The sequence below is a fragment of the Xanthomonas sp. NCPPB 3583 genome (genome assembly GCF_041475715.2).
Taxonomy (GTDB): Bacteria; Pseudomonadota; Gammaproteobacteria; order Xanthomonadales; family Xanthomonadaceae; genus Xanthomonas; species Xanthomonas euvesicatoria.
In genome coordinates this window covers 4,028,906-4,052,492 of record NZ_CM191263.1, presented here as the reverse complement: position 1 = coordinate 4,052,492, position 23,587 = coordinate 4,028,906, and the positions used below count along the sequence as shown (strand labels likewise).

The following is a 23,587-nucleotide window of genomic DNA, read 5'->3' as shown; positions in this document are numbered from 1 at the left end:
CCCACCCCATGCCGAAGCTCGATCGATACCTGCTTAGCGATTTCACCCAGAGCTTCCTGGCCACCTTGATCGTGCTGCTGGTCGTCAGCGTCGGCGGCGTGCTGGTGGATATCCTCGGCAATATCGCCGACGGCCGCATCCCGGCGCGCTTGCTGCTGTCGCAGGTAGGGCTGCAATTCGTGGCGTATCTGCCCATCATCCTGCCGCTGGCCTTGATGCTGGGCCTGCTGCTGGCACTGGCGCGGCTGTACCGCGATTCAGAAATGGCCGTCATTACCGCCATTGGCGTGGGCCCCAGGCGCATGCTGCGGCCGATGCTGATGCTGGTGGTGCCGGTGGTGGTGGTCATCGGGTTGTGCTCGCTGTGGCTGGGCCCCTGGGCGAGCCGTACCGCCGAGGCGATGCTGGAAGATGCCAACCGCAGCGTGCTGATGGCCGGCCTGGAGTCGGGCCAGTTCACGCCGTTGTCCGGCGGCGGGGTGGTCTACCTGCAAACGATCTCTGCCGACGGCAAGGGCCTGGGCAAGGTCTTCATGCAGCGCCAGCAGAACGACCGCATCGATGTGGTCACCGCCGACCGCGGCGCGATGTTCTTCGAAGGCAAGACCGACCGTTACCTGCGCCTGGACGATGGCTACCGCACCGAGGGCCCGGCGAGCGGCGCGACCCTGGACTACCGCTTGATGAAGTTCGCCAGCAGCGATATCGCCTTGCCAGATCGCACCCGCGTGCACGATGCCAACGACCCCGAAGTGATGTGGACCACCCAGCTGCTGTCCGACGAGCGCCCTGCCGCGCGCGCCCAGCTGCATGAGCGCCTGGCGCCGCCGTTGCTGGCACTGGCGTTTGCCTTGCTCACCTTGCCGTTGTCGCGCAGTGCGCCGCGGCAACAGCGTTATGGCCGGATCATGCTGGCGTTTCTGGCCTACATGGTGGGCACCAATCTGATGATCGTCGGCACCCAGTGGATCGCCAATGGCAAGACTCCGGCGGCGCTGGGCCTGTGGTGGTTGACGCTGCCGCTGCTGGCCGTGGCGGTGTGGGCGTATGCGCGCGATGGCCGCGTGCGTCGGCCGGGGGCGCGCGCATGAAGCTGACGCCGCGGGTCCACGATTGGTATGTCGGTCGCGTGGTGCTGTTCACCGTGCTGCTGACCTGGGCGGTGCTGCTGGGGCTGGATCTGGTCAACGCCTTCGCCAGCGAAGCCAAGAACATCGGGCAGGGCAGCTACACCTTCGGGCACGCGGTGGCTTACGTGGCCTACACCGTGCCGCGCCGGGCCTATACCTTGTTCCCGACTGCCGCGGTGATTGGCGCGCTGATGGGCCTGGGCCAGTTGGCCGCCACCTCCGAGCTGACGGCGCTGCGCGCGCTGGGCGTGTCGCGCAAGCGCATGTCCGCATCGGTCGTCGCAGCGATGGCGCTGCTGACCGCCAGCATGGTGATCAGTGGCGAAACCATCGGGCCGTGGGCACAGAACCAGGCCGACACGCTCAAGGCCAGTGCCCGCTTCAACAGCGATATGGCGTCTTCGCGCTACGCCGGGCTGTGGGCACGCGAGGGCGACACCTTCCTCAATGCATTGAGCGGTGAAGAGAAGCTGCTCGATGGCGGTGGCACCGCACTCGATCTACACGATGTGCGGCTCTACCACCTTGATTCCAGTGGCAGGATGCAGCAGTTGACCTACGCCTCGGTGGCCGAACACCGCGACGGCCGCTGGACCCTGCGTCAGGTCCGTCGCGACACCTTCCAGGAACGCTCGGTGCAGCGCGAAACCTTTCCCGAATTGCCGTGGCAGTCGCAACTGAATCCTGCCGCGCTGGCCGCTGGCCTGGCCAAGCCGCGCAATCTTTCTGCGCACGATCTGGAGCAGAGCATCGAATACCGTCGCCGCAATGGATTGGACGCGCGCGATTACGAAGATCAGTACTGGAGCCGGTGGTTCTATCCGCTCAACGTGCTGGCGCTGTGCATGGCGGCAATCCCGTTCTCGTTCGGCTCGCTGCGCAGCGGTGGCCTGGGCAAGCGCCTGTTCCTGGGCATCCTGTTCGCGCTGGGTTTCTGGCTGCTGCAGCTGTTCTTCGGCCGCATGGCCGGCGCCCTCAAGCTGGATTACCGCATTGCCTATGCGCTGCCGCCCATGGTGATGCTGGGTGTGTCGGCGTGGTTGTTCCGCAGGCGTAGTAGCTGAGCGCATGCGGCGGGTAAGCGTGTTGGGTGTGGCGCTCTGCCTGCTGTATCTGGCGGCGGCTGCTTTTTGCGTGTGGGGAGCGCTCAGCGCTCAGGGCGATCCCAAGGGCCACTTCGTTCTGCTGCAACTGCCGTTGACGCCTCAGCTGATCGCACTGGATGCTCTCCACGCGGATGCCTGGTTGACCAACATGCCTTGGGCGACAAGTTATGCGTTGTTGGTTCCGCCATTTCTGGCAGTGCTGTATGCAGTTGGGCATGCGTTTCAGTGGCTGATTGCGCGCGTCTTCTTGGGCGCCAAATAAGCCGCAGCCTGGCTTGGTCACTGCCGCCGGCCCCGTCCCACTCCAGGTAGAAGTCGCATGCATGGAACATGCCGGAGCCTGGATATGCGGGTGATGGACTGCCGACCTGATTACTTCAATGGCCTGGCAATCCGTTCCAGCCGTGTGTGACTCGCACGGTCGTGCCAGGTCAGCCGGTCGCGATCCAGCCACGCCCACCAGAACCCCAGCCCGCCCAGCGCCAGCGACAAGGTGCCGACGGCATAGCGGATCCACAGCGCACGCCATGACACCTGTGGGTCGATCAAGCGCAGCCGCCAGGGGCGCATGCCCAGCGTCTGCCCGCCGCGCCGCCAACTCACGGTGGCGTAGATACCTGCGGCGATCCAGCAGCACAGCCACAACAGCCATTGCCAGCCGCTGAAAGGCGCGATGTTTTCGCGCGCGGGGTGCCCGGCGAGCGTAAAGCCCAGCGTGAACACGGTGGAGATCAGCATCGACAGCGCCAGCACCGGCCAGGCGTCGTAGCACAACGCCAGCAGCCGCCAGCCCACCAGGGCAGGGGGGCGCGCAACGCGAGGCGAAGGGATCGAGGTCATGGCGCGAGCATAACGGTCGCCAAGCACGGCGCAACGCCGCGCTGCAGTAGCCGCGCTCTGGTGCCTGCACGCGCTGACGCACGCCACGCATCGAACGGCGATCAATCGCATCCTGGCGCGACGGCTGGTGCGCAGACGCGGCGTGTTCAATCGGGCGTATGCCCATGCCGGGACCTACCGGCCATGGCGGCGCTGGCGTCGCGATCCGGGTCGCCTTTGCGCCTGCGGCCGACGCGTGCTGATCAGGCAGAACAATGACGCGCACATCTACCGCCCCGCGCGCGCAGGCAACACACCTACCGGCAACCCACGCGCATTGGCGCTCAAAACGCGCGCCGCGTTTTATGCTGTGGCGATGTCTGCCAGCAGCCCCGCCGAACGCCGCCAACTTGCCCGCCAGCTGCCACCGGTGCAGGCGGCCGATGCCAGCGTGATCGAACGGTTTCTCGACCGGTTCTGGGCCGAGCAAGGCGTGGCGCGGCAGACCCTGGAGAGTTATCGGCGCGACCTGGAAGGGCTGGCGCGTTGGCGCGACGGCGCACATGGCGGCTTGCTCGGCATCGACCGTGCCGCCCTGTTCGACTATCTGCGCTGGCGTACCCAGGCCAATTATTCCCCGCGCAGCACGGCGCGGCTGTTGTCGACCTTGCGTGCGTTCTACGGGCTGTGCCTGCGCGATGGCGTGCGCAGCGACGACCCCACCGCCCTGATCGATCCGCCGCAACTGCCACGCTCGCTGCCCAAGGCCTTGACCGAAAGTCAGATCGAGGCATTGCTGGCCGCGCCGGACGTTGACACCCCGGCAGGCCTGCGCGATCGCGCCATGCTGGAGTTGATGTACGCCGCGGGCCTGCGTGTGAGCGAGCTGGTCAACCTGCCGGCAGTGGGGGTGAACCTGCGCCAGGGCGTGCTGCGGGTGACCGGCAAGGGCAGCAAGGACCGGCTGGTGCCGCTGGGCGAGGAGTCCCAGCATTGGCTGGAGCGTTACCTGCGCGAGGCGCGCCCGCTGCTGGCCGCGAACAAGCCGGTGGCGGCGGTGGACGGGCAGGTGCCATTGTTCATCGACGCCGCGCGCCGGCCGCTCAGCCGACAGCAGTTCTGGGCGTTGGTCAAACGCTATGCGGCGGTCGCGGGTATCGACCCGGACACGGTCAGCCCGCACGGGCTGCGCCACAGCTTTGCCACCCATCTGCTCAACCATGGCGCCGACCTGCGCGCGTTGCAGATGCTGCTGGGCCACAGCTCGTTGTCGACCACCCAGATCTACACGCTGGTGGCGCGCCAGCATCTGCAGAAACTGCACGCCAGCCATCATCCGCGCGGTTAGTCGGCCCAGCGCCCTGCCATGCGCATGCGTGCCGGCGACGCACCTGTCGCGGTTGCGGCAGAACTGCCAACAGGTCATCGCCGCGCTGGCGGCCGCACCAACATCGCCAGCCGACGTTGCTGGGTGGCTCGCCAGACACGCTCGGCGGCTCCGGCGGCGTTGCTGGTCAGGCTGGCATCGGCTGGCGTGACCTCCTGGTTGTCATACCTCGAGCTGACGCTCAGCGCCGGACGTCACGCGGCGGTGCACTCCAGGAAACAATCAGAGCGGGGGACGACGCTTACGGGCACCTTCAAGGCGCCTTGCGACGGCGAAAGTGCCCAGCCCGCCGCCAGACCCGGCAGGCCACGCTCCGTATTGCGTCTGTCCAGCAGGTGCAGCAACGGGGTGCCTGTAGCGTTCACAATCTGTCGCGGCCGCGGCCAGGCTTCATCTGCGCTGTGCGAGAATCTGGGCACCTCATTCCATCTGGATGCGTGAATGTATCGTCTTGCCATCGCCGCGCTGCTGGGCGCGATCAGCCTTACCGCCTGCGCACAATCCTCGCAGCCTGCGGCAAGCACTGCCGGCGCCAAGCCCGCCGCCGCGCCCGCCGCCACCGGCACGGTGGACCAGCGCGTGAGCACGGCGCTCAAGGCGCTGGACCCGGATTTCAAGCCCGATTACATCGGTGCTGCGCCGTTCCCCGGCTTCCGCGAAGTGGTCGTCGGCGGGCAGGTGCTATACGTCAGCGACGACGGCCGTTACCTGATCCAGGCGCAGCCGTTCGACATCCAGAACAAGCAGTTCGCCGCCAGCCCGGGCTTGCTGGCCTACCGCCGCAAGCAGCTTGACACCGTGCCCAAGGCCGACCGCATCGTGTTCGCGCCGGCCAACCCGAAGTACACCGTCACCGTCTTCACCGATGTGGAATGCGGCTACTGCCGCAAGTTGCATAGCGAGATCGGCGAGCTCAACAAGCAGGGCATCGCGGTGGAATACCTCGCGTTCCCGCGCATGGGCCTGGGCAGCCAGGACCATAAGGAAATGATTGCGGTGTGGTGCGCTGCCGATCGCAAGCAGGCGCTCACCGCTGCCAAGTCGGGTCAGCCGGTCGCCTCCAAGGACTGCAAGAACCCGGTGTCGATGGAATACAACCTTGGCCAGCGCCTGGGCGTCAACGGAACGCCGGCGATCTTCGCGCCCGACGGCACCCAGCTCGGTGGCTACCTGCCGCCAGCGCAGTTGCGTGAGGCGCTGGAAAAGCGTGCCGTGAGCACGGCAGGCGGCAGCCGCTGAGGCCGTCTCGGCTCTGATCATCGTGGCGTCGCCGATGGCGACGTTGCGGTGGTCGTTTGCGCAACGACAAGGGCCCAGGTGCGACTGCATCCGGGCCTTTGCCGTTTCTGAGGGGTAGCCGCCATCTGGCCGCCTCCTTCATGCTGGCCGGCGCAACTCGCTGGCACGGAAGCGGCGACAACGCTCCCGCCCGACGATTCCCCATTCCCGATTCCCGATTCCCGGCCATCGCACGCCCGGTCCGGCGTCGATCCATCAGCTCCGTTACAATCTGCAGCCCCGTTTCTGACACGGTTCCCCGGACATGATGGTCCTCGAGGGCGCTTCCGCCCTTTCGCCGTTCCGCCGCGCTCGGCTCGAAACCCGCCTGCAAACCCTCGTTCCCGCGCTGCGTCTCACTGGCGCCTGGCACGTGTACTTCATCCGTGCCGAGGCCGGGCAGTCGCCCGACCAGGCCACCTTGCAGCGGATCCTGCAGGCCAACGCCGCGCCCGCCGCGCGCGATGCCGATGCCTCCTCGCGCTACGTGGTGCCGCGCCTGGGCACCTTGTCGCCGTGGTCGAGCAAGGCCACCGAGCTGGTGCGCGGGGCCGGGCAGCCGATCCAGCGCGTGGAGCGCGGCACCCGCATCGACCTGGCCGGCTGGCCGGACGACGCAGCCGCCCAGGCCGCCGTGGCCAAACTGCTGCACGACCCGATGACGCAATCGCTGCTCGGGTCGGCCGCTGCCGCCGAAGCGCTGTTCAACGTGCCCGACCCGGGCCAGTTGCAGCGCGTGCCGCTGGATGGGCTGGAGCAGGCCAACCGCGACCTGGGCCTGGCGCTGGCGCAGGACGAGATCGACTACCTGCGCGAACGTTTCGGCGCGCTGGGCCGCGACCCGGCCGACGTCGAACTGATGATGTTCGCCCAGGCCAACTCCGAGCATTGCCGGCACAAGATCTTCAATGCCAGCTGGACCATCGACGGCAAGCCGCAGGAGCGCTCGCTGTTCCGGATGATCAAGCACACCCATCAGCAGACCCCGCAGCACACCTTGTCGGCCTATAGCGACAACGCGGCGGTGGTGGAAGGCGTGCCGGCCGCGCGCTATCGCCCGGATCCGGCCACCGGCCAATACCGCAGCGAAGCGGTGCTGCCGTCGGCGTTTGCGATCAAGGTGGAAACGCATAACCACCCGACCGCGATCGCACCGTTCCCCGGCGCGGCCACCGGTGCCGGCGGCGAAATTCGCGACGAAGGCGCCACCGGGCGTGGCGGCAAGCCCAAGGCCGGGCTGACCGGGTTTTCGGTCTCGCACCTGCGCATTCCGACCCTGCCGCAGCCGTGGGAAGCGCCGCGCGCGCTGAACCCGCGCATGGCGCCGGCGCTGGACATCATGCTCGACGGCCCGCTGGGCGGCGCCGCGTTCAACAACGAATTCGGTCGCCCGAACCTGCTCGGCTATTTCCGCAGCTTCGAGCTGGCCGAAGGCCAGGGCCTGACCCGCGCCTACGACAAGCCGATCATGCTGGCCGGTGGCCTGGGCGCGATCGATCGCAACCAGGTGGAAAAGCTGCGCCTGCAGCCGGGCGATGCGGTGATCGTGCTCGGCGGCCCGGCGATGCTGATCGGCCTGGGCGGCGGTGCGGCCAGTTCGGTGGCGGCCGGCGACAGCGCCGAGGCGCTGGATTTTGCCAGTGTGCAACGCGAAAACCCGGAGATGGAACGCCGCTGCCAGGAGGTCATCGACCGCTGCGTGGCGCTGGGCGTGGATAACCCGATCCGCTGGTTCCACGACGTGGGCGCAGGTGGTTTGTCCAACGCCATTCCCGAGCTGCTGCACGATTCGGGGGTGGGCGGCATCATCGACCTGGGCCGCGTGCTCACCGACGACCCGTCGCTGTCGCCGCTGGAACTGTGGTGCAACGAATCGCAGGAACGCTACGTGCTCGGCGTGCCGCAGGCGCGCCTGGAAGAGTTCGCCGCTATCTGCGCCCGCGAACGCTGCCCGTTTGCCGCCGTCGGTGTGGCCACGGAAGAGGAGCGGCTGGTGGTGGGGTATGGCGTCCTGGATAACGGGATTGGGGAGTCGGGATTCGGGATTCGCAACGGCGCATTGCCGGCAACCGATGCCGCTTCTAACCAATCCCGAATCCCGAATCCCCAATCCCAGCTTCCAATCGATCTGCCCATGGACGTGCTCTTCGGCAAGGCGCCGAAGATGCATCGCGATGCCGCGCATCCGGCCGCTCCCAGGTGGCCGGTGCTGCAGACCGCGTCGTTGGACCTGCAGCAGGCCGGTTTGCGTGTGCTGGCGCATCCCACCGTGGCGTCCAAGAGCTTTCTGGTCACCATCGGCGACCGCAGCGTGGGCGGGCTGACCGCACGCGAGCAGATGATCGGCCCGTGGCAGCTGCCGCTGGCCGATTGCGCGATCACGCTGGCCGGCTTCGAGACCTTCGAAGGCGAAGCGATGTCGATCGGCGAACGCACCCCGCTGGCGCTGTTGAATGCCGCCGCATCCGCGCGCATGGCCGTGGGCGAAGCCATCACCAACCTGTGCGCGGCACCGGTGCAGCGGCTGGACAGCATCAAGCTCTCGGCGAACTGGATGGCCGCCGCCGGCCACAGCGGCGAAGACGCGTTGCTGTACGACGCGGTGCGCGCCATCGGCATGGAGTTGTGCCCGGCGCTGGAGCTGAGCATTCCGGTGGGCAAGGATTCGCTGTCGATGCAGGCGCAGTGGGCTGAAGCCGGGATTGGTGATTCGGCATTCGGGATTGGCAACACACCGGAATCCGCCGCTGTTGCGAATCCCCAATCTCCAATCTCCAATCCCGTCTCTCACAAAAGCGTTTCGCCGGTCTCGTTGATCATCAGTGCGTTCGCGCCGGTGACCGATGTGCGCACGCAGCTGACCCCGTTGCTGCGCAGCGGGGAAGACAGCGAGCTGTGGTTGATCGGGCTGGGGGGCGGCAAGCAGCGGCTGGGCGGGTCGGTGCTGGCGCAGGTGTATGCCGACGACAGCGCGCTGCCGGCGTTCGGCGGCGAGGCGCCGGATCTGGACGATGCACAGCGTCTGCGCAGTTTCTTCGAGTTGATCCGCGACGCGCGCGAGGCCGGGCTGTTGCTGGCGTATCACGATCGCAGCGATGGCGGTGCGTTTGCTGCGTTGTGCGAGATGGCGTTTGCGTCGCGGCAGGGCCTGGATATCACGCTGGATGCGTGGGGCGACGATGCGTTCCGCAGCCTGTTCAACGAAGAACTGGGTGCGGTGGTGCAGATCGCCAGCGAGGACCGCGCCGCGTTCGCCGATCTGGTCGAGCGGCATGCGCTGACCGAGTGCGCGCAGCGCATCGCACGCCCCACCGGCGCGCCGCGCATCCGCGTGAGCGGGCAGGGCCGCGTGCTGGCCGAGTGGCGCTGGGAAGAGTTGTTCGACGCCTGGTGGTCGGTGACCCATGCGATGCAGAAGCTGCGCGACAACCCGGACAGCGCCGATGAGGAGCGCGCGCTGGCACGCGATTTCAAGGCGCCAGGCCTGCGTCCGAAGCTGGTGTTCGACCCTTCCGACGATGTGGCGGCGCCGTTCGTGGCTACCGGTACGCGGCCCAAGGTGGCGATCCTGCGCGAGCAGGGCGTCAACGGGCAGATCGAGATGGCCTACAACTTCGAGCGCGCCGGTTTCCGTCCCTACGACGTGCACATGAGCGACCTGATCGAGGGCCGCGTGAACCTGGGCGAGTTCGTGGGCTTTGCGGCGTGCGGCGGTTTCAGCTACGGCGACGTGCTGGGCGCCGGCCGCGGCTGGGCGACATCCATCCTGGAACGCTCGGCGTTGCGCGATGCGTTCGCCGCGTTCTTTGCACGCAGCGATACGTTCGCGCTGGGTGTGTGCAACGGGTGCCAGATGCTCAGCCAGCTCAAGGACATCATTCCCGGTGCCGAGCATTGGCCGCGCTTTTTGCGCAATCGCAGCGAGCAGTTCGAGGCGCGCACCGCGCTGCTGGAAGTGGTGGAGTCGCCGTCGATCTTCCTGCGCGGCATGGCGGGCTCGCGGATTCCGGTGGCGGTGGCGCACGGCGAAGGCCGCGCAGCGTTCGATAGCGCCGTGGACCAGGCCGCTGCACGCGTGGCGCTGCGTTACATCGATGGCGATGGTGCGGTGGCCTCGCAGTACCCGCTCAATCCGAACGGTTCCCCGGACGGCATCACCGGGCTGACCAGCAGCGACGGCCGCGTCACCATCCTGATGCCGCACCCGGAGCGTACGCCACGCAGCGCAAACCTCAGCTGGCACCCGGCCGACTGGGGCGACGACTCGCCGTGGCTGCGGATGTTCCGCAACGCGCGGGTGTGGTGCGGTTGATGGCGTGCGGCTGATCGGCAGCCGCTGACGCATGATCCGACGGCCGTGTGCAGCGATGCACACGGCCGTTGTCGTTTTGGCAGGCGCGCTGAATCTGCAATTGGAATCGGTTGCAGGCTCGTCGCGCGCTGCCGCTACCACTCCATTGCGCGGTGCCCATTGCAAACCCATGCGTGGTTGCCGGCCTCGCCAGCATCGGGCACACGCGACCGGTGGCGCGTGTGGCGCGCTCGAATCAGGCGATGGAGCGGCTCGATGACGATGGTCGCGCGATTACCCACATGCGCCTCGGAATTGTTTCGAGACTATTTTTGTGGTGGCAGCGAAGATGGGACTAAATAATTAATCGGCACCTGGTCATTTTGAAATAACTAACAAAAGTATTAGTTATTTATTTCGCATGACTGATTGCGTGCTATGTGTGACGGCAATCGCATTTGAAAGTTGGTTTTTTCAATAAATTCATCCGGCGTTATCGATCTTTCGATCTCCGCATCTTCTTATTTACTGTGTTGAATCTTTCGCGGTGGAAAACTCCATCGCTGAAGCAAGTGCGCGCGAATATAAAACCTCAGGGGGACCGTGCGATCTGTTCGTGCGGTGGTCGGTTTTTTACACACCAGACCAAAATGGGGAGTTAGGCGTTAATGAAGCGAATTTATCTGGAGGCTGGTCGCGCGTCTTGTGCTCACGACCAAACGGTGACGCGTGCTCGCACGGTGGGAAATACGCAGGGGAGACTGCCGCGCGACCATGCCGGCGGAGTGCTGGCCACGGCAATGGTGATCGTGTTGTTCGGCATGGCCGGGGCGGCCTGCGCCACGACCACGCCGGCGGCAGCGACCACGCAGTGCCAGGTGATCGATGGCAGGCGACAGTGCCCGGGCGAGGCGGGCACGGTGGCTCAGGTCGCTACTGCAGGAGCCAACGACAGCGCCACGCAAGTGGCAGCAATATCCGCCGCCGATGCGCAGATCCCGGCATTCGCGGACGGCGAGGATGCGCTGGCATTGGGCAATGCGAGCAATGCGCTAGGCGATGGAACCATGGCATTGGGCGGTGGAAGCCTGGCCTTGGACCGCGACGCGACCGCGATCGGTCATAACGCTGCGGCCGCGGGAGAATCGGCGATTGCGGTTGGCGGCGTGACGACCGTGTTTGATTACGATGCCAACGGCTTCGTCATCGGCCAACGCGAACAGGCCACGCAGGCCTCAGGTGTGGGCGCCACGGCTGTGGGCGGTGGTGCGGTAGCGGGCACGCCGTATGCCAGCGCCATCGGCAGCGGCGCCAGCGCCAGTGGCGTGCAGAGCACGGCGCTGGGGTATCGCGCACAGACTTCCAGCGACGGTGCCACCGCCGTGGGCGGGCTTTCCAGCGCCAGTGGCTTTCTTTCCACTGCCGGCGGTTATTCCTCGCGCGCCAGCGCAGACACCTCGACCGCATTCGGTTACAGGGCGCGAAGCGACGGTGCCAGTAGCGTCGCAGTTGGCGACACCGCATTGGCCAGCGGAGCACAGAGCGTTGTCGTGGGCGGCGTCAGCAACTTCGGCTCGATTACCGCAGCGACCGGTCTTGGCGGCATTGCGCTGGGCTCGGGTGCGCAAAGCCAATCCGATTATGCGATTGCCATTGGCTACGATTCCAACGTGTTTCCGAATGCGCCCGGCAATACCGATGCGGTAGCGATCGGGCACAGCGCCGGGTCGTTCGCACCACGCACCGTGTCATTGGGCGGCTTTGCCCTGGCGTCCGGCGATGGCGGCATCTCGATCGGACATGGCAGCACCGCTTACAACGAAAATAGCGTGGCGTTAGGCGCGCGTGCGATGACCTCGCAGTTCAATGGCGACAGCACCGTCATTGGTGCGGACGCGCAGGCCAACGGCGTGGATGCCGTGGCGATCGGTTACGGCGCGAAGGTGGGATCCTGGGTCGACGATGCCTGGAATCGTTCGGCATCCAGCGCGGTTGCGCTGGGTGCGCACTCCTATGCGTTTCGCAGCAATACGGTGTCGGTCGGCGATGTGCAAGCCGGCTTGACGCGCCAGATCACCAGCGTTGCAGCCGGTACCGAAGCCACCGATGCGGTGAATGTGGCCCAGCTCGATACGGTGCGCGCCGCCACGTCACGCATTGATGGCTATCTGGCAGTGACGCCGGCCACCACGGACGCAGCGGCGGCATCTGCGCAGGGACAGGGCGCCATGGCACTGGGTGGCGCAAGCAGCGCGCTTGGCGCATCTGCCACCGCGGTGGGCTTCAATGCCTCCAGCGTTGGCCAGGGCAGTGCTGCGTTGGGTAGCCGTGCGGTTGCTGCCGGCGAGCGCAGCGTAGCGATTGCCTCCGGCAGCCGTGCCGCGGCCACCGGCGCCAGCGCGATAGGGGCGGACAGCAGCGCCAGCGGCGTGAACAGCACCGCGATGGGCCGGCAGACCAATTCCGTCGGCGAAAACGGCGTTGCGCTGGGCTACAACTCCTTCGTCCGCGAAAGCGGCAGCAATGCCGTGGCACTGGGCGCGAATGCTGGCGCCAGCGGTGCCGATTCGGTGGCTCTGGGCTCGGGCTCGCGCACCTACGATGCCAATACGGTGTCGGTGGGCAGCGGCAATGGCCGCGGCGGCCCGGCCACGCGCCGTATCGTCAATGTGGGTGCGGGCACGATTGCCAGTGCCAGCACCGATGCAATCAATGGCGGCCAGTTGTTCCAGTCGTTGAGCAATGCGGCCAGCTTCCTCGGCGGCGGTGCGGCGATCGGTGCGCAAGGCGTATTTGTTGCGCCGACCTACGTGATCCAGGGGGCCAGCTACAACAACGTCGGTGCGGCACTGACGGCGTTGGACAGCAAGGTCAGCGAGCTGGATGCCCGAGGCGGCGCGGCAACAGCTGCCTCACGTGCATCTGTCGCACGCCTGGCAACGGCGCGCACTGCAGCGGTCGACGCAACAGCCGATGGCGTGCAGCCGGCAGCGCTGGCAACCGACGCCACAGCCGACAGTGCCTTGTCGTCTGCAGCGACGGCCACTGCAACTGGGCTTTCCGCAAGCACGGCGGTGCAGGGCACGCCCACCGCTGCCGTGGACGGCAGCATCACGCCGGCGGCCACGTCCACGGCAGTGGGCACGGCAGCAGTGGCCAACCACGTCACCGGCACGGCCATTGGCGGCAGCGCGTATGCGCATGGCCCCAACGACACCGCCATCGGCAGCAATGCCCGCGTCAATGCCGACGGCAGTACGGCGGTGGGTGCCAATACGCAGATCGCGGCGGTGGCGACCAATGCCGTGGCGATGGGCGAAGGCGCGCAGGTGACGGCCGCGTCGGGCACGGCGATCGGCCAGGGCGCCCGTGCCACGGCACAAGGCGCCGTCGCACTGGGCCAGGGCTCGGTTGCCGACCGTGCCAACACGGTGTCGGTGGGCAGCGTGGGCGGCGAGCGTCAGGTGGCCAATGTGGCGGCCGGTACGCGTGCCACCGATGCGGTCAACAAGGGCCAGTTGGACAGCGGCGTTGCCGCCGCCAACAGCTACACCGACAGCCGCTACAACGCGATGGCCGACAGCTTCGAAAGCTACCAGGGCGATATCGAAGACCGCCTGCGCCGGCAGAACCGTCGCCTGGATCGCCAGGGCGCGATGAGCTCGGCGATGTTGAACATGTCCGCCAGCGTGGCCGGTATCGCCTCGCAGAACCGCATCGGTGCCGGTGTCGGTTTCCAGAACGGCGAGTCGGCGTTGTCGGTGGGCTACCAGCGTGCGATCAGCCCGCGCGCCACCCTCACCGTGGGCGGCGCACTCAGCGGCGATGACCGATCGGTTGGGCTGGGCGCCGGTTTCGGCTGGTAGCCGCAGCACGGCCACGCGGTCGCATGCATTCCCGCCGCCCGTTGCCGGGCGGCGCGCTTTCTTCGTCATGCCCTTTCGCACTCACCTCGAAGGAATCCCATCGTGATCCAGAGTTCTTCTACGCAGGTCCTTGTGCTTGCCTGCTGTGTCCTGGCGGCGTCGTGCAGTACAGCGTTGGCCGCCAACGCCGATGCCAACGCCGATGCGGCAGCAGCCAGTGCCCAACGCCAACAGGCCATGGCCAATGCGCCGGTTGACAGAATCATCGTCCGCTACCGCAGCGGGCAAGTCGGTACCGCGCGCGATATCGGCCGCAGTGCCTCGGCGGCAGTCAGTGCGGCCGCCTCGCGCGCATCCGTCCGTCTTGCGCCTGCCGCACGCACCAGTGCCACCGCAGCGCCAACCTATCTGCGCACGCTTGCCGCGGGCGGCGAACTGATCAAATTGCCCGCCCAGCTCAGTCGTGCCGATGCCGACCGGCTTGTGCAGGAATTGAGCGCAGACCCGGCGGTCGAATCGGCGCAGGTAGATCTGCGCATGTATCCGCTGCAAACCAGCGGCGCATTGCCGAACGATCCGCTGCTGCAAACCAATCAATGGCATCTCATCGACCCGGTGGGTGGCATCGACGTCGCCCAAGCCTGGAAAACAACGCAGGGCGAAGGCGTGGTGGTGGCGGTACTGGATACCGGCGTCCTGCCCGATCATCCGGACCTGGCCGGCAATCTGCTCACCGGCTACGACTTCATCACCGACCCGTTCTTCTCGCGTCGCGCCACGGCCGAGCGTGTGCCCGGCGCACTGGACCTCGGCGATTGGATCGCCGAAGACGGCGACTGCGGGCTGTTCTCGGTGGCCAGCGACAGCAGCTGGCACGGCACGCACGTGGCCGGCACGGTTGCCGAAGCCACCAACAACGGCATTGGCGGGGCAGGCGTCGCCTACAGGGCGAAAGTGCTGCCGGTGCGCGTGCTCGGGCACTGCGGCGGGCGACTCTCCGACATCTCCGATGCCATCGTCTGGGCGTCCGGCGGTCACGTCGATGGCGTACCGGACAACCGCGATCCGGCCGAAGTGATCAACCTGAGCCTGGGCGGTGGCGGCGCATGCGGTTCGGCAATGCAGGCCGCGATCGATGGCGCAGTGGCGCGCGGCACCACCGTGGTGGTGGCGGCGGGTAATTCAACGGCCGATGTATCGACGACGACTCCCGCCAACTGCGCCAATGTGATTGCCGTTGCCGCCACACGCGCAACCGGTGCGCTTGCCGATTACAGCAATTTCGGCCGTCAGATCGACCTGGCCGGCCCGGGCGGCAGCTCGATGTCCTTCATCACCAACGATGGCCCGGTCCGCAGTTTTGTTTGGCAAACCCTCTACACCGGCAAAACCACACCAACCTCCGGGCAGTTCACCTATGGCGGCACGCGTTACGCCGGCACCTCGATGGCGTCGCCGCATGTGGCCGGCACCGCCGCATTGGTGCAGAGCGCATTGATCGCCGACGGCAAACCGCCGTTGTCGCCGGCCGCAATGGAGAGCCTGCTCAAGCGCACTGCGCGCGCATTCCCGGTGTCGATTCCGGTGGCAACGCCGGCCGGGGCCGGCATCGTGGATGCCGGAGCCGCAGTTGCGCGCGCGTTACGTCGCTGCGATAGGGGCGATGTGGGGTGTCAGGTGGATGCGCAGCCTCTGCGTAATGGCGTGGTCCAAAGCGGCATCTCCAATCTGTCGGGCGATGCGGGGGTGTTCACGTTCCAAGCGCAGGCGGGTGCGGTGCTGAGTTTCATCAGCTTCGGTGGCAGCGGCCAGGCGGGGTTGTACGTGGCATTCGGGCGCGAGCCCACCGCCACCGACAACGACGGCGCGTCCACGCGTCGCGGCACCAGCCAGACGGTGCGCTTCACTGCGCCGCGTGCCGGCACCTACATCCTCAAGCTGGAAGGCAGCGGTTTCGACGCGGTGAGCCTGCTGGCGCGCCAATGATCCGACACGTCGCCATCGGTTCGGCGAAATCGTCATTTCCTTGGCGGTGAACGCCTGAAACACGGCCACCTCGCGCGCCGATCGACCGCGCATGCTGGCTGTGGGGCATGTTGGCCGCAGATCTGACCGGCCACCCCTGCATTTTGCGCAACCAAGCCCGCTGGCGTCCTGCCAGCGGGTTTTTTTGTCTTTTCCAGTTCCGCCTATTCAGCCCTGAAATGTCTCGAAGGACATGATCTAGGTCGCTGTTTTCCAAAGATTTATCAAAAATCTAATAAAAGCAAGCCGAAGTGTGATCAATCGCGCACTTCTCTTCGCTTTCTGTCAAAAACTTGACGCCCGAAATGACGGCTGTTAACACTCCGCTCAGTTCTATGGTTGGGTAGCGTTCACTTTTTGACTATCCAGGAAGCAGGCGCGAGCCGCTCCGCCGCAAGGCCCATGGCGCGAATCACTGCGGTCACTGCAGGCTGGAACGCCTTCTGCCGCCGGGTGTTCGCCACAAAAACCAGTCCAACAACTCAGGAGTCGTGCGTCGATGAATCGGATTTATCGCAAGGTCTGGAACAAATCGCTTGGCGTGTGGGCCGTAGCCTCGGAATTGGCCAGCGGCGACAGCCCCGGAGCGGTGGCCTCAGCCGCATTCATCGATCGTCGCCAGAGCCTGGCACTGGCCGCCGCCATCGCCCTTGCGCTGGGTGGCGCCGGATTGGCCACGCCGCTTCCTGCCAATGCGCAATCGGTCGAAGTGGGCCGCGGCGCCGCGGCGCCGGCCAGCAAGGCCACCGCCATCGGCGCCAATAGCCATGCCAACGCCACCGGTGCCGTGGCCACCGGCGCCGACAGCAGCGCCAGTGGCGTCAATAGCAGCGCGATCGGTCGCCAGACCAATGCGATCGGCGAAAACGCCGTGGCCATCGGTTACAACAGTTTCGTGCGCCAGAGCGGCGAAAACGGCGTGGCGCTCGGCGCCAATGCCGGCGTGACCGGCGCAAATTCGGTGGCGCTGGGCGCAGGCTCGCGCACCCACGAAGACGACGTGGTGTCGGTGGGCAGCGGCAATGGCCGCGGTGGCCCGGCCACGCGCCGCATCACCAACGTCACTGCCGGCGTCAATGCCACCGATGCGGTCAACGTGGCGCAATTGCGCGACGTGGCCGATGTGGCCGAAGACACCGCGCTGTTCTTCAAGGCCTCTCCGGGCGAAGACAGCGTGGGCGCGTATGTCGACGGCGACAGCGCCCTGGCTGCCGGCGACGGCGCCAATGCCGTCGGCACGGCGACCACGGCACTGGGAACCGGTGCCAATGCGGTAGCCAACAACGCCACTGCGGTGGGCGCAAACGCGCTGGCCTCCGGGCAGAACAGCGCAGCATTCGGTCACAACGCACAGGCCAATGGTCCGGCGAGCGTGGCGGTGGGCGGCGCTGCCGTGGACGAAGACGGCGAGCCGTTGGTCACCAACGGCGGCGTGCCGGTTACCACCGGCGCCACCAGTGCCGGCGTCGGCGGAACCGCAGTCGGCGCCAGCGCCAATGCCGATGGTTTCGCCGCCTCGTCGTTCGGCGTCGGTGCCTATGCGGCCGGTACGCAGTCTTCCGCGTTCGGTGCGGTGGCCAATGCGGCAGGCGATTACGCCACCGCCGTGGGCACGCAGACCAGCGCCAGCGGCACCAGCAGCACCGCGGTCGGTGGTCCGGTCGATTACATCCCGGGTCTGGGCTTCTTCGTGCAGACCCAGGCCAGCGGCGAAGCCTCCACCGCGCTCGGCGCCGGTGCGATCGCATCAGGCGCCTACACCACGGCAGTGGGCACGCTCAGCGAAGCCTCCGGCACCGAAGCCACCGCCGTGGGCTACTTCGCGTATGCACCGGGCGAAGGCGCAACTGCCGTGGGTCCGGAATCGTGGGCCAGCGGCGAACTGAGCACGGCGCTGGGCTATTACAGCACTGCCCGCGGCGCCAATTCGGTGGCGTTGGGCGCCAACTCGGTCGCCACGCGCGCCAATACCGTGTCGGTGGGTGCTGATGGCGCAGAGCGCCAGATCACCCATGTGGCGGCAGGTACCGAGGGCACTGATGCGGTGAATCTCGATCAGCTCACTGCGGTGTCCGATGTGGCGTCCACCACTGCGCGCTCCTTCGTCGCAACCGGCGATGGCGTTGCGATCGCACAAGGCACCGACAGCGTCGCTGCCGGTTCCAACGCATTGGCCGACAGCGACTACAGCACCGCGCTGGGTTCCAGCAGTGCGGCATCTGCGCAGGGTGCAACTGCCGTTGGCAGTGGCGCCAATGCCACCACCGACAACGCCACGGCAGTCGGCTTCAACAGCACTGCGGTGGCGCAGAACACCACGGCGCTTGGCGGCAACAGCAGCGCCTCGGGCGATGCCAGCACCGCAGTGGGCGGCGCGAGCCAGGCCACCGCCAGCGGCGCGACGGCGCTGGGTTACGAGAGCATCGCCAATGGCGCGGACGCCACGGCACTGGGTGTGGGTAGCGTGGCATTCGGCGACACCAGTACCGCCGTGGGTGGTGCAAGCGTGGCCTTCGGTGCCGACAGCGCTGCTTTCGGCGCCAATGCCGCGGCCGGCGGCACTGCATCCACGGCGATCGGCGCAAACAGCAGCGCCTTCGGCGAGCGCACCGTTGCGCTGGGCGGCGCCAGCAACGCGTCGGGCGATGACAGCATTGCGCTCGGTGCGAGCAGTCAGGCCGCTGCGCTGGGCACCACGGCCGTCGGCAGCAATGCCAACGCCAGCATCGCCAATGCCACTGCAGTCGGTTTCAACAGCAGTGCCGGCGATGACTACGCCACCGCACTCGGCGGCGACAGCAACGCATCGGGATATTTCAGCACCGCCGTGGGCGGCACCAGCATCGCCAATGGGCGCGGTGCAACGGCGATCGGCTACGAAACCATCGGCAATGGGACTGCATCGACCGCGCTGGGTTTTGCCAGTGTGGCGTGGGGTGACGGTGGCACCGCCATCGGTACCGAAAGTCTCGCCTACGGCGACAACAGCACGGCAGTGGGCGCGAATGCGGCTGCGGCCGATACCGGCTCGATTGCGGTGGGCACCTACGCAAATGCATATGGTCCGCGTGCCATTTCGCTCGGCGGCCAATCCAGGGCGACCGGCGATGAGAGCATTGCGCTGGGTTGGGAAGCGCAGGCTGAAGGCGACCAGGGCATTGCGCTCGGCGCGCGCAGCCAAGCCGGTGAGATGAGCACGGCCATTGGTAACTACGCCAGCGCCAGTGCCTCTTCTGCCACGGCAGTGGGGAACAACAGCAGTGCTGTTGCTAACAACGCTACCGCGCTGGGTATCGTCAGCATGGCGTCGGGGGATTCCAGTACGGCCATCGGCGGTTTCAGTGTCGCCAATGAGCGTGATGCAACGGCGATCGGCCAGGCAAGTATCAGCAGCGGTGTCGCATCGTCAGCGCTGGGCTCCGCCAGTGTTGCGCGGGGTTTTAACAGCACCGCAATCGGTACCGAAAGTTTGGCCGATGGTTACTACAGTACAGCGCTGGGCGCGAGTGCGCGGGCGAACAACTATTCGTCAACCGCCTTGGGCACTTACGCAAACGCGGTGGGGACAAGCACCACTTCGCTTGGCAGCCAGTCCTTTGCGCTTGGTACCGAGAGTGTCGCGCTGGGCTGGCAATCCAATGCTTCGGGCGAGCAGAGCATTAGTCTCGGCAGCGGTGCGTATACACCTGCCGACAACAGCGTTGCGCTGGGTGCAGGTTCGCTCGCCGATCGCGCCAACACGGTGTCGGTTGGCACAGTCGGCAGCGAGCGGCAGATTGCCAATGTTGCGGCCGGCACCGAGGGCACCGATGCGGTGAACCTGGATCAGCTCAACGCCGTGGCTGGCGCCGCTGAAAACACCGCGCGCCTGTACGCCGGCACCGGCACCGGCACCGCCGATGCGCAGGGCGAAGACGCGACCGCCGCCGGCTCCAATGCCACGGCCGACGGCGATTACAGCAGTGCGTTCGGGTCCAGCAGCCAGGCCACCGCCATCGGTGCGGTGGCCATCGGCAGCGGCGCCAGCGCCACTGCGCAATACGCCAATGCGGCCGGTTACAACGCAGCGGCCAGCGGCTTTGGCAGCGTGTCCAATGGCGCCTTCAGCCAGGCCAGCGGCGACTATGCCGTGGCCGTGGGTGGCGAAAGCGAAGCGGCCGGTGCGCAGAGCACCGCACTCGGCGCCGCCGCCGGTGCGTATGGCGATGGCGCGCTGGCGGTCGGTGCATTGAGCGAAGCGCAGGGCAGCGAATCCACCGCGATGGGCTATTTCGCCAGCGCCAGCGGCGAATCGGCCACTGCCGTCGGCGCGGAGAGCGTTGCCAACGGCACCAGCGCGGCGGCATTCGGCTTCGGTGCCGAGGCGACGTCCAACTACTCCACCGCCTTGGGCGGGTATTCCAGCGCCAGCGGTTTCAACAGCACCGCGCTGGGTAATTTCAGCACTGCCAGCGGCTCCAATACCGTCGCCGTGGGCGGCGATGCGGCCGCCACGGGTGCCTACAGTGTTGCCGCCGGCCAGGGCAGTGTGGCCAGCGGCTACCACAGCGTGTCGGTCGGCGGCGCCTTGCTCGGTCTGTTGCCGACCGAAGCCTCCGGCGATTACTCCACTGCCGTCGGTGGCGCGGCGTGGGCGCCGGGTCTCAACAGCACGGCGCTGGGTAATTTTGCCGAGTCAACCGGCGAAAGCAGCGTGGCGCTCGGCGCCGATTCGGTGGCCGATCGCGACTTCGCGGTGTCGGTGGGCAGTGCCGGCAACGAGCGTCAGATCACCAACGTGGCGGCCGGCACGCAGGGCACCGACGCGGTGAATCTGGACCAGCTCAACGCCGTTGCCGAAGCCGGCGCAGCCACGAGCAAATACTTCCAGGCCAGCGGCAGCGCCGATAGCGATGCAGGTGCCTACGTCGAGGGCGATAACGCGCTGGCGGCAGGCGAGGGTGCCAATGCCACCGGTACCGGCACCACCGCATTGGGTGCGGGCGCGCAGGCCGTGGTGGAGAACGCCACGGCCGTGGGCGTAGGCGCATTGGCTGGCGGCACCGGCGCGGCAGCGCTGGGCAGCAATGCCCAGGCGCTGGGCGAAAACAGCAGCGCGGTCGGCAGCAACGCGTTGGCCAGCGATATCGGCGCCACGGCAAATGGTGCAGGCGCGCAGGCGATTTCGACCTACACCACAGCGCTGGGCAGCGAAGCGGTGGCGTCCGACAATCAGGCCATCGCTGCGGGTTTCCGCAGTACCGCATCCAATGTCGGTAGCGCCGCCTTCGGCGGTTACAGCGAATCGACCGGCCGCCTGTCGTCGGCACTGGGCTATGGCGCGGTCGCGTCGAGCGATTACAGCACCGCCGTCGGCGCCGTTGCGTTGGCCTCCGGTGCCAGCGCGGTCGCCGTCGGCGAATTCAGCGAAGCCACCGGCGACGAGAGCGTGGCCGTGGGCGGCAGCACGTTCTTCGGGTTCATCCCGGCACGTGCCTCCGGCACGGGCGCAGCGGCATTCGGTGCCGGTGCCTGGGCCACCGCGGACTACACCACCGCCATCGGCTGGAATTCCTATGCCGACGGCGTCAATGCCAGCGCCTTGGGCCAGAGCGCGGCGGCGCTTGCAGACAACACCCTGGCATTGGGCGGCGGCAGCCGCGCCGATGCGGTCGGCGCCAGTGCGGTTGGCGTGGATGCGTCGGCGACCGGCATCAACAGCACCGGCGTCGGTCGTCAGGTGAATGCCATCGGCGAAAATGCAGTCTCGGTGGGCTACAACTCGTTCGTGCGCCAAAGCGCGGTCAACGGCGTGGCACTGGGTGCCAATGCGGGTGCGACCGGTGCCGATTCGGTGGCACTGGGGTCTGGCTCGCGCACCTACGAAGCCGACACGGTGTCGATCGGTAGCGGCAATGGCCGCGGTGGTCCGGCCACGCGCCGCATCGTCAACGTCAGCGCCGGCCAGGCGGCCACCGACGCGGTCAACAAGGGGCAACTGGATGCGCTGGCGGCCGATGTGCAGACCACCAGCGGCATGCTCAAGACCACCGGCGACGGCGTGGCCTCGGCCACTGGCGATCGCGCCACGGCGGCAGGTGCCGGCGCCACCGCCAGTGGCGCACGCAGCGTGGCGGTTGCCTCCGGCAGCCGTGCCTCGGCCACCGGTGCCAGCGCAATGGGTGTGGATAGCAGCGCCAGCGGCGTGAACAGCACCGCGATGGGCCGGCAGACCAATTCCATCGGCGAAAACGGCGTTGCGCTGGGCTACAACTCCTTCGTGCGCGAAAGCGGCAGCAATGCCGTGGCACTGGGTGCCAACGCTGGCGCCAGCGGTGCCGATTCGGTGGCATTGGGCTCGGGCTCGCGCACCTACGATGCCAATACGGTGTCGGTGGGCAGCGGCGACGGCCGCGGCGGCCCGGCCACGCGCCGTATCGTCAATGTGGGTGCGGGCACGATTGCCAGTGCCAGCACCGATGCGATCAATGGCGGCCAGTTGTTCCAGTCGTTGAGCAATGCGGCCAGCTTCCTCGGCGGCGGTGCGGCGATCGGTGCGCAAGGCGTATTTGTTGCGCCGACCTACGTGATTCAGGGGGCCAGCTACAACAATGTCGGTGCGGCATTGACGGCGTTGGACAGCAAGGTCAGCGAGCTGGATGCACGCAGTGGCAGCACGCCGACCAGCACCGCCGCACGCACCGCATCGCTGCGCACCGCAACGGTACCGGCAGTGGCGGCGACTGCGGTCAGCGATATGTCCAGCAATGTCGCCAGCACTGCGGGCAATGCAACGGCCGCGGTGCAGGGCACGCCCACCGCCGCAATGGACGGCAGCATCACGCCGGCGGCCACGTCCACGGCAGTCGGTACGGCAGCAGTGGCCAACCACGTCACCGGTACTGCAATTGGCGGCAGCGCGTATGCGCATGGTCCCAACGACACCGCCATCGGCAGCAATGCCCGCGTCAATGCCGACGGCAGTACGGCGGTGGGTGCCAATACGCAGATCGCGGCGGTGGCGACCAATGCCGTGGCGATGGGCGAAGGCGCGCAGGTGACGGCCGCGTCGGGCACGGCGATCGGCCAGGGCGCCCGTGCCACGGCACAAGGCGCCGTCGCACTGGGCCAGGGCTCGGTTGCCGACCGTGCCAACACGGTGTCGGTGGGCAGCGTGGGCGGCGAGCGTCAGGTGGCCAATGTGGCGGCCGGTACGCGTGCCACCGATGCGGTCAACAAGGGCCAGTTGGACAGCGGCGTTGCCGCCGCCAACAGCTACACCGACAGCCGCTACAACGCGATGGCCGACAGCTTCGAAAGCTACCAGGGCGATATCGAAGACCGCCTGCGCCGGCAGAACCGTCGCTTGGATCGCCAGGGCGCGATGAGCTCGGCGATGTTGAACATGTCCGCCAGCGTGGCCGGTATCGCCTCGCAGAACCGCATCGGTGCCGGTGTCGGTTTCCAGAACGGCGAGTCGGCGTTGTCGGTGGGCTACCAGCGTGCGATCAGCCCGCGCGCCACCCTCACCGTGGGCGGCGCACTCAGCGGCGACGACAGCTCGATCGGCGTGGGTGCCGGTTTCGGCTGGTAAGGCGTTCTCGCATCAAGCGCGGCGGCGCCAGGTGCGCCGTCGCGATCTGCAAGGCCTGAGGGGGCGGGCAAGGACCGTGGCTGGGCCGGCCAACGGATTCGCATGGAGTGAT

The 23,587-nt window shown here is 67.2% G+C and carries 10 protein-coding genes and 1 pseudogene; 10 read left to right on the top strand and 1 reads right to left on the bottom strand.

What is annotated here, in order from left to right; genetic code table 11:
- Positions 1–8 precede the first annotated feature (8 nt).
- The 3 genes from lptF to ACCQ07_RS17315 are packed head-to-tail and all read left to right on the top strand — an operon-like array spanning position 9 to position 2,498.
- Positions 9–1,091, top strand: coding sequence for an LPS export ABC transporter permease LptF (gene lptF, locus ACCQ07_RS17325; RefSeq protein WP_008571793.1), 1,083 nt, complete (start codon positions 9–11; stop codon positions 1,089–1,091).
- Complete coding sequence (gene lptG, locus ACCQ07_RS17320; RefSeq protein WP_014091063.1) at positions 1,088–2,194, top strand: LPS export ABC transporter permease LptG; 1,107 nt, start codon at positions 1,088–1,090, stop codon at positions 2,192–2,194. The genes lptF and lptG overlap by 4 nt, the downstream gene beginning before the upstream one ends.
- A 4-nt stretch (positions 2,195–2,198) precedes the next feature.
- Entirely contained in the window at positions 2,199–2,498 is a 300-nt protein-coding gene (locus tag ACCQ07_RS17315) for a hypothetical protein (protein ID WP_014091062.1), read from the top strand.
- 110 nt (positions 2,499–2,608) lie between these two features.
- On the opposite strand, the gene ACCQ07_RS17310 is transcribed toward ACCQ07_RS17315, so the two are convergent.
- Positions 2,609–3,076, bottom strand: coding sequence for an RDD family protein (locus ACCQ07_RS17310; protein ID WP_057680831.1), 468 nt, complete (start codon positions 3,074–3,076; stop codon positions 2,609–2,611).
- A gap of 355 nt (positions 3,077–3,431) precedes the next feature.
- On the opposite strand from ACCQ07_RS17310, the gene xerD reads away from it, so the two are divergent.
- The 7 genes and pseudogenes from xerD (at position 3,432) to ACCQ07_RS17275 (ending at position 23,475) form a co-directional block, all read left to right on the top strand.
- Entirely contained in the window at positions 3,432–4,403 is a 972-nt protein-coding gene (gene xerD, locus ACCQ07_RS17305) for a site-specific tyrosine recombinase XerD (protein ID WP_041470163.1), read from the top strand.
- 18 nt (positions 4,404–4,421) lie between these two features.
- A pseudogene (locus ACCQ07_RS17300) lies at positions 4,422–4,657 on the top strand (hypothetical protein); the annotation flags it as partial.
- A 226-nt stretch (positions 4,658–4,883) separates the two neighbouring features.
- A complete protein-coding gene (locus ACCQ07_RS17295; protein ID WP_008571787.1) occupies positions 4,884–5,681 on the top strand; it encodes a DsbC family protein in 798 nt (265 codons plus the stop codon).
- Positions 5,682–5,985: 304 nt separating this feature from the next.
- Positions 5,986–10,032, top strand: coding sequence for a phosphoribosylformylglycinamidine synthase (gene purL / locus ACCQ07_RS17290; RefSeq protein ID WP_372363493.1), 4,047 nt, complete (start codon positions 5,986–5,988; stop codon positions 10,030–10,032).
- A 647-nt stretch (positions 10,033–10,679) separates the two neighbouring features.
- Positions 10,680–13,877 (top strand): YadA-like family protein, encoded by a 3,198-nt coding sequence (locus ACCQ07_RS17285; RefSeq protein ID WP_218507099.1) that lies wholly within the window; start codon positions 10,680–10,682, stop codon positions 13,875–13,877.
- A gap of 102 nt (positions 13,878–13,979) precedes the next feature.
- On the top strand, positions 13,980–15,863 hold the full coding sequence (locus tag ACCQ07_RS17280) for a S8 family peptidase (protein ID WP_033478556.1): 1,884 nt from the start codon (positions 13,980–13,982) through the stop codon (positions 15,861–15,863).
- Between the two features lie 538 nt (positions 15,864–16,401).
- The gene (locus ACCQ07_RS17275; RefSeq protein ID WP_372363491.1) at positions 16,402–23,475 is read left to right on the top strand and encodes an ESPR-type extended signal peptide-containing protein; all 7,074 of its coding nucleotides are present in this window, start codon (positions 16,402–16,404) and stop codon (positions 23,473–23,475) included.
- The last annotated feature ends 112 nt before the right edge of the window (positions 23,476–23,587 follow it).

Excerpts from the sequence above, each read along its gene's own strand:
- lptF (WP_008571793.1), top strand. The coding sequence starts at position 9 with ATGCCGAAGCTCGATCGATACCTGCTTAGCGATTTCACCCAGAGCTTC.
- lptG (WP_014091063.1), top strand. The coding sequence starts at position 1,088 with ATGAAGCTGACGCCGCGGGTCCACGATTGGTATGTCGGTCGCGTGGTG.
- ACCQ07_RS17315 (WP_014091062.1), top strand. The coding sequence starts at position 2,199 with ATGCGGCGGGTAAGCGTGTTGGGTGTGGCGCTCTGCCTGCTGTATCTG.
- ACCQ07_RS17310 (WP_057680831.1), bottom strand. The coding sequence starts at position 3,076 with ATGACCTCGATCCCTTCGCCTCGCGTTGCGCGCCCCCCTGCCCTGGTG.
- xerD (WP_041470163.1), top strand. The coding sequence starts at position 3,432 with ATGTCTGCCAGCAGCCCCGCCGAACGCCGCCAACTTGCCCGCCAGCTG.
- ACCQ07_RS17295 (WP_008571787.1), top strand. The coding sequence starts at position 4,884 with ATGTATCGTCTTGCCATCGCCGCGCTGCTGGGCGCGATCAGCCTTACC.
- purL (WP_372363493.1), top strand. The coding sequence starts at position 5,986 with ATGATGGTCCTCGAGGGCGCTTCCGCCCTTTCGCCGTTCCGCCGCGCT.
- ACCQ07_RS17285 (WP_218507099.1), top strand. The coding sequence starts at position 10,680 with ATGAAGCGAATTTATCTGGAGGCTGGTCGCGCGTCTTGTGCTCACGAC.
- ACCQ07_RS17275 (WP_372363491.1), top strand. The coding sequence starts at position 16,402 with ATGAATCGGATTTATCGCAAGGTCTGGAACAAATCGCTTGGCGTGTGG.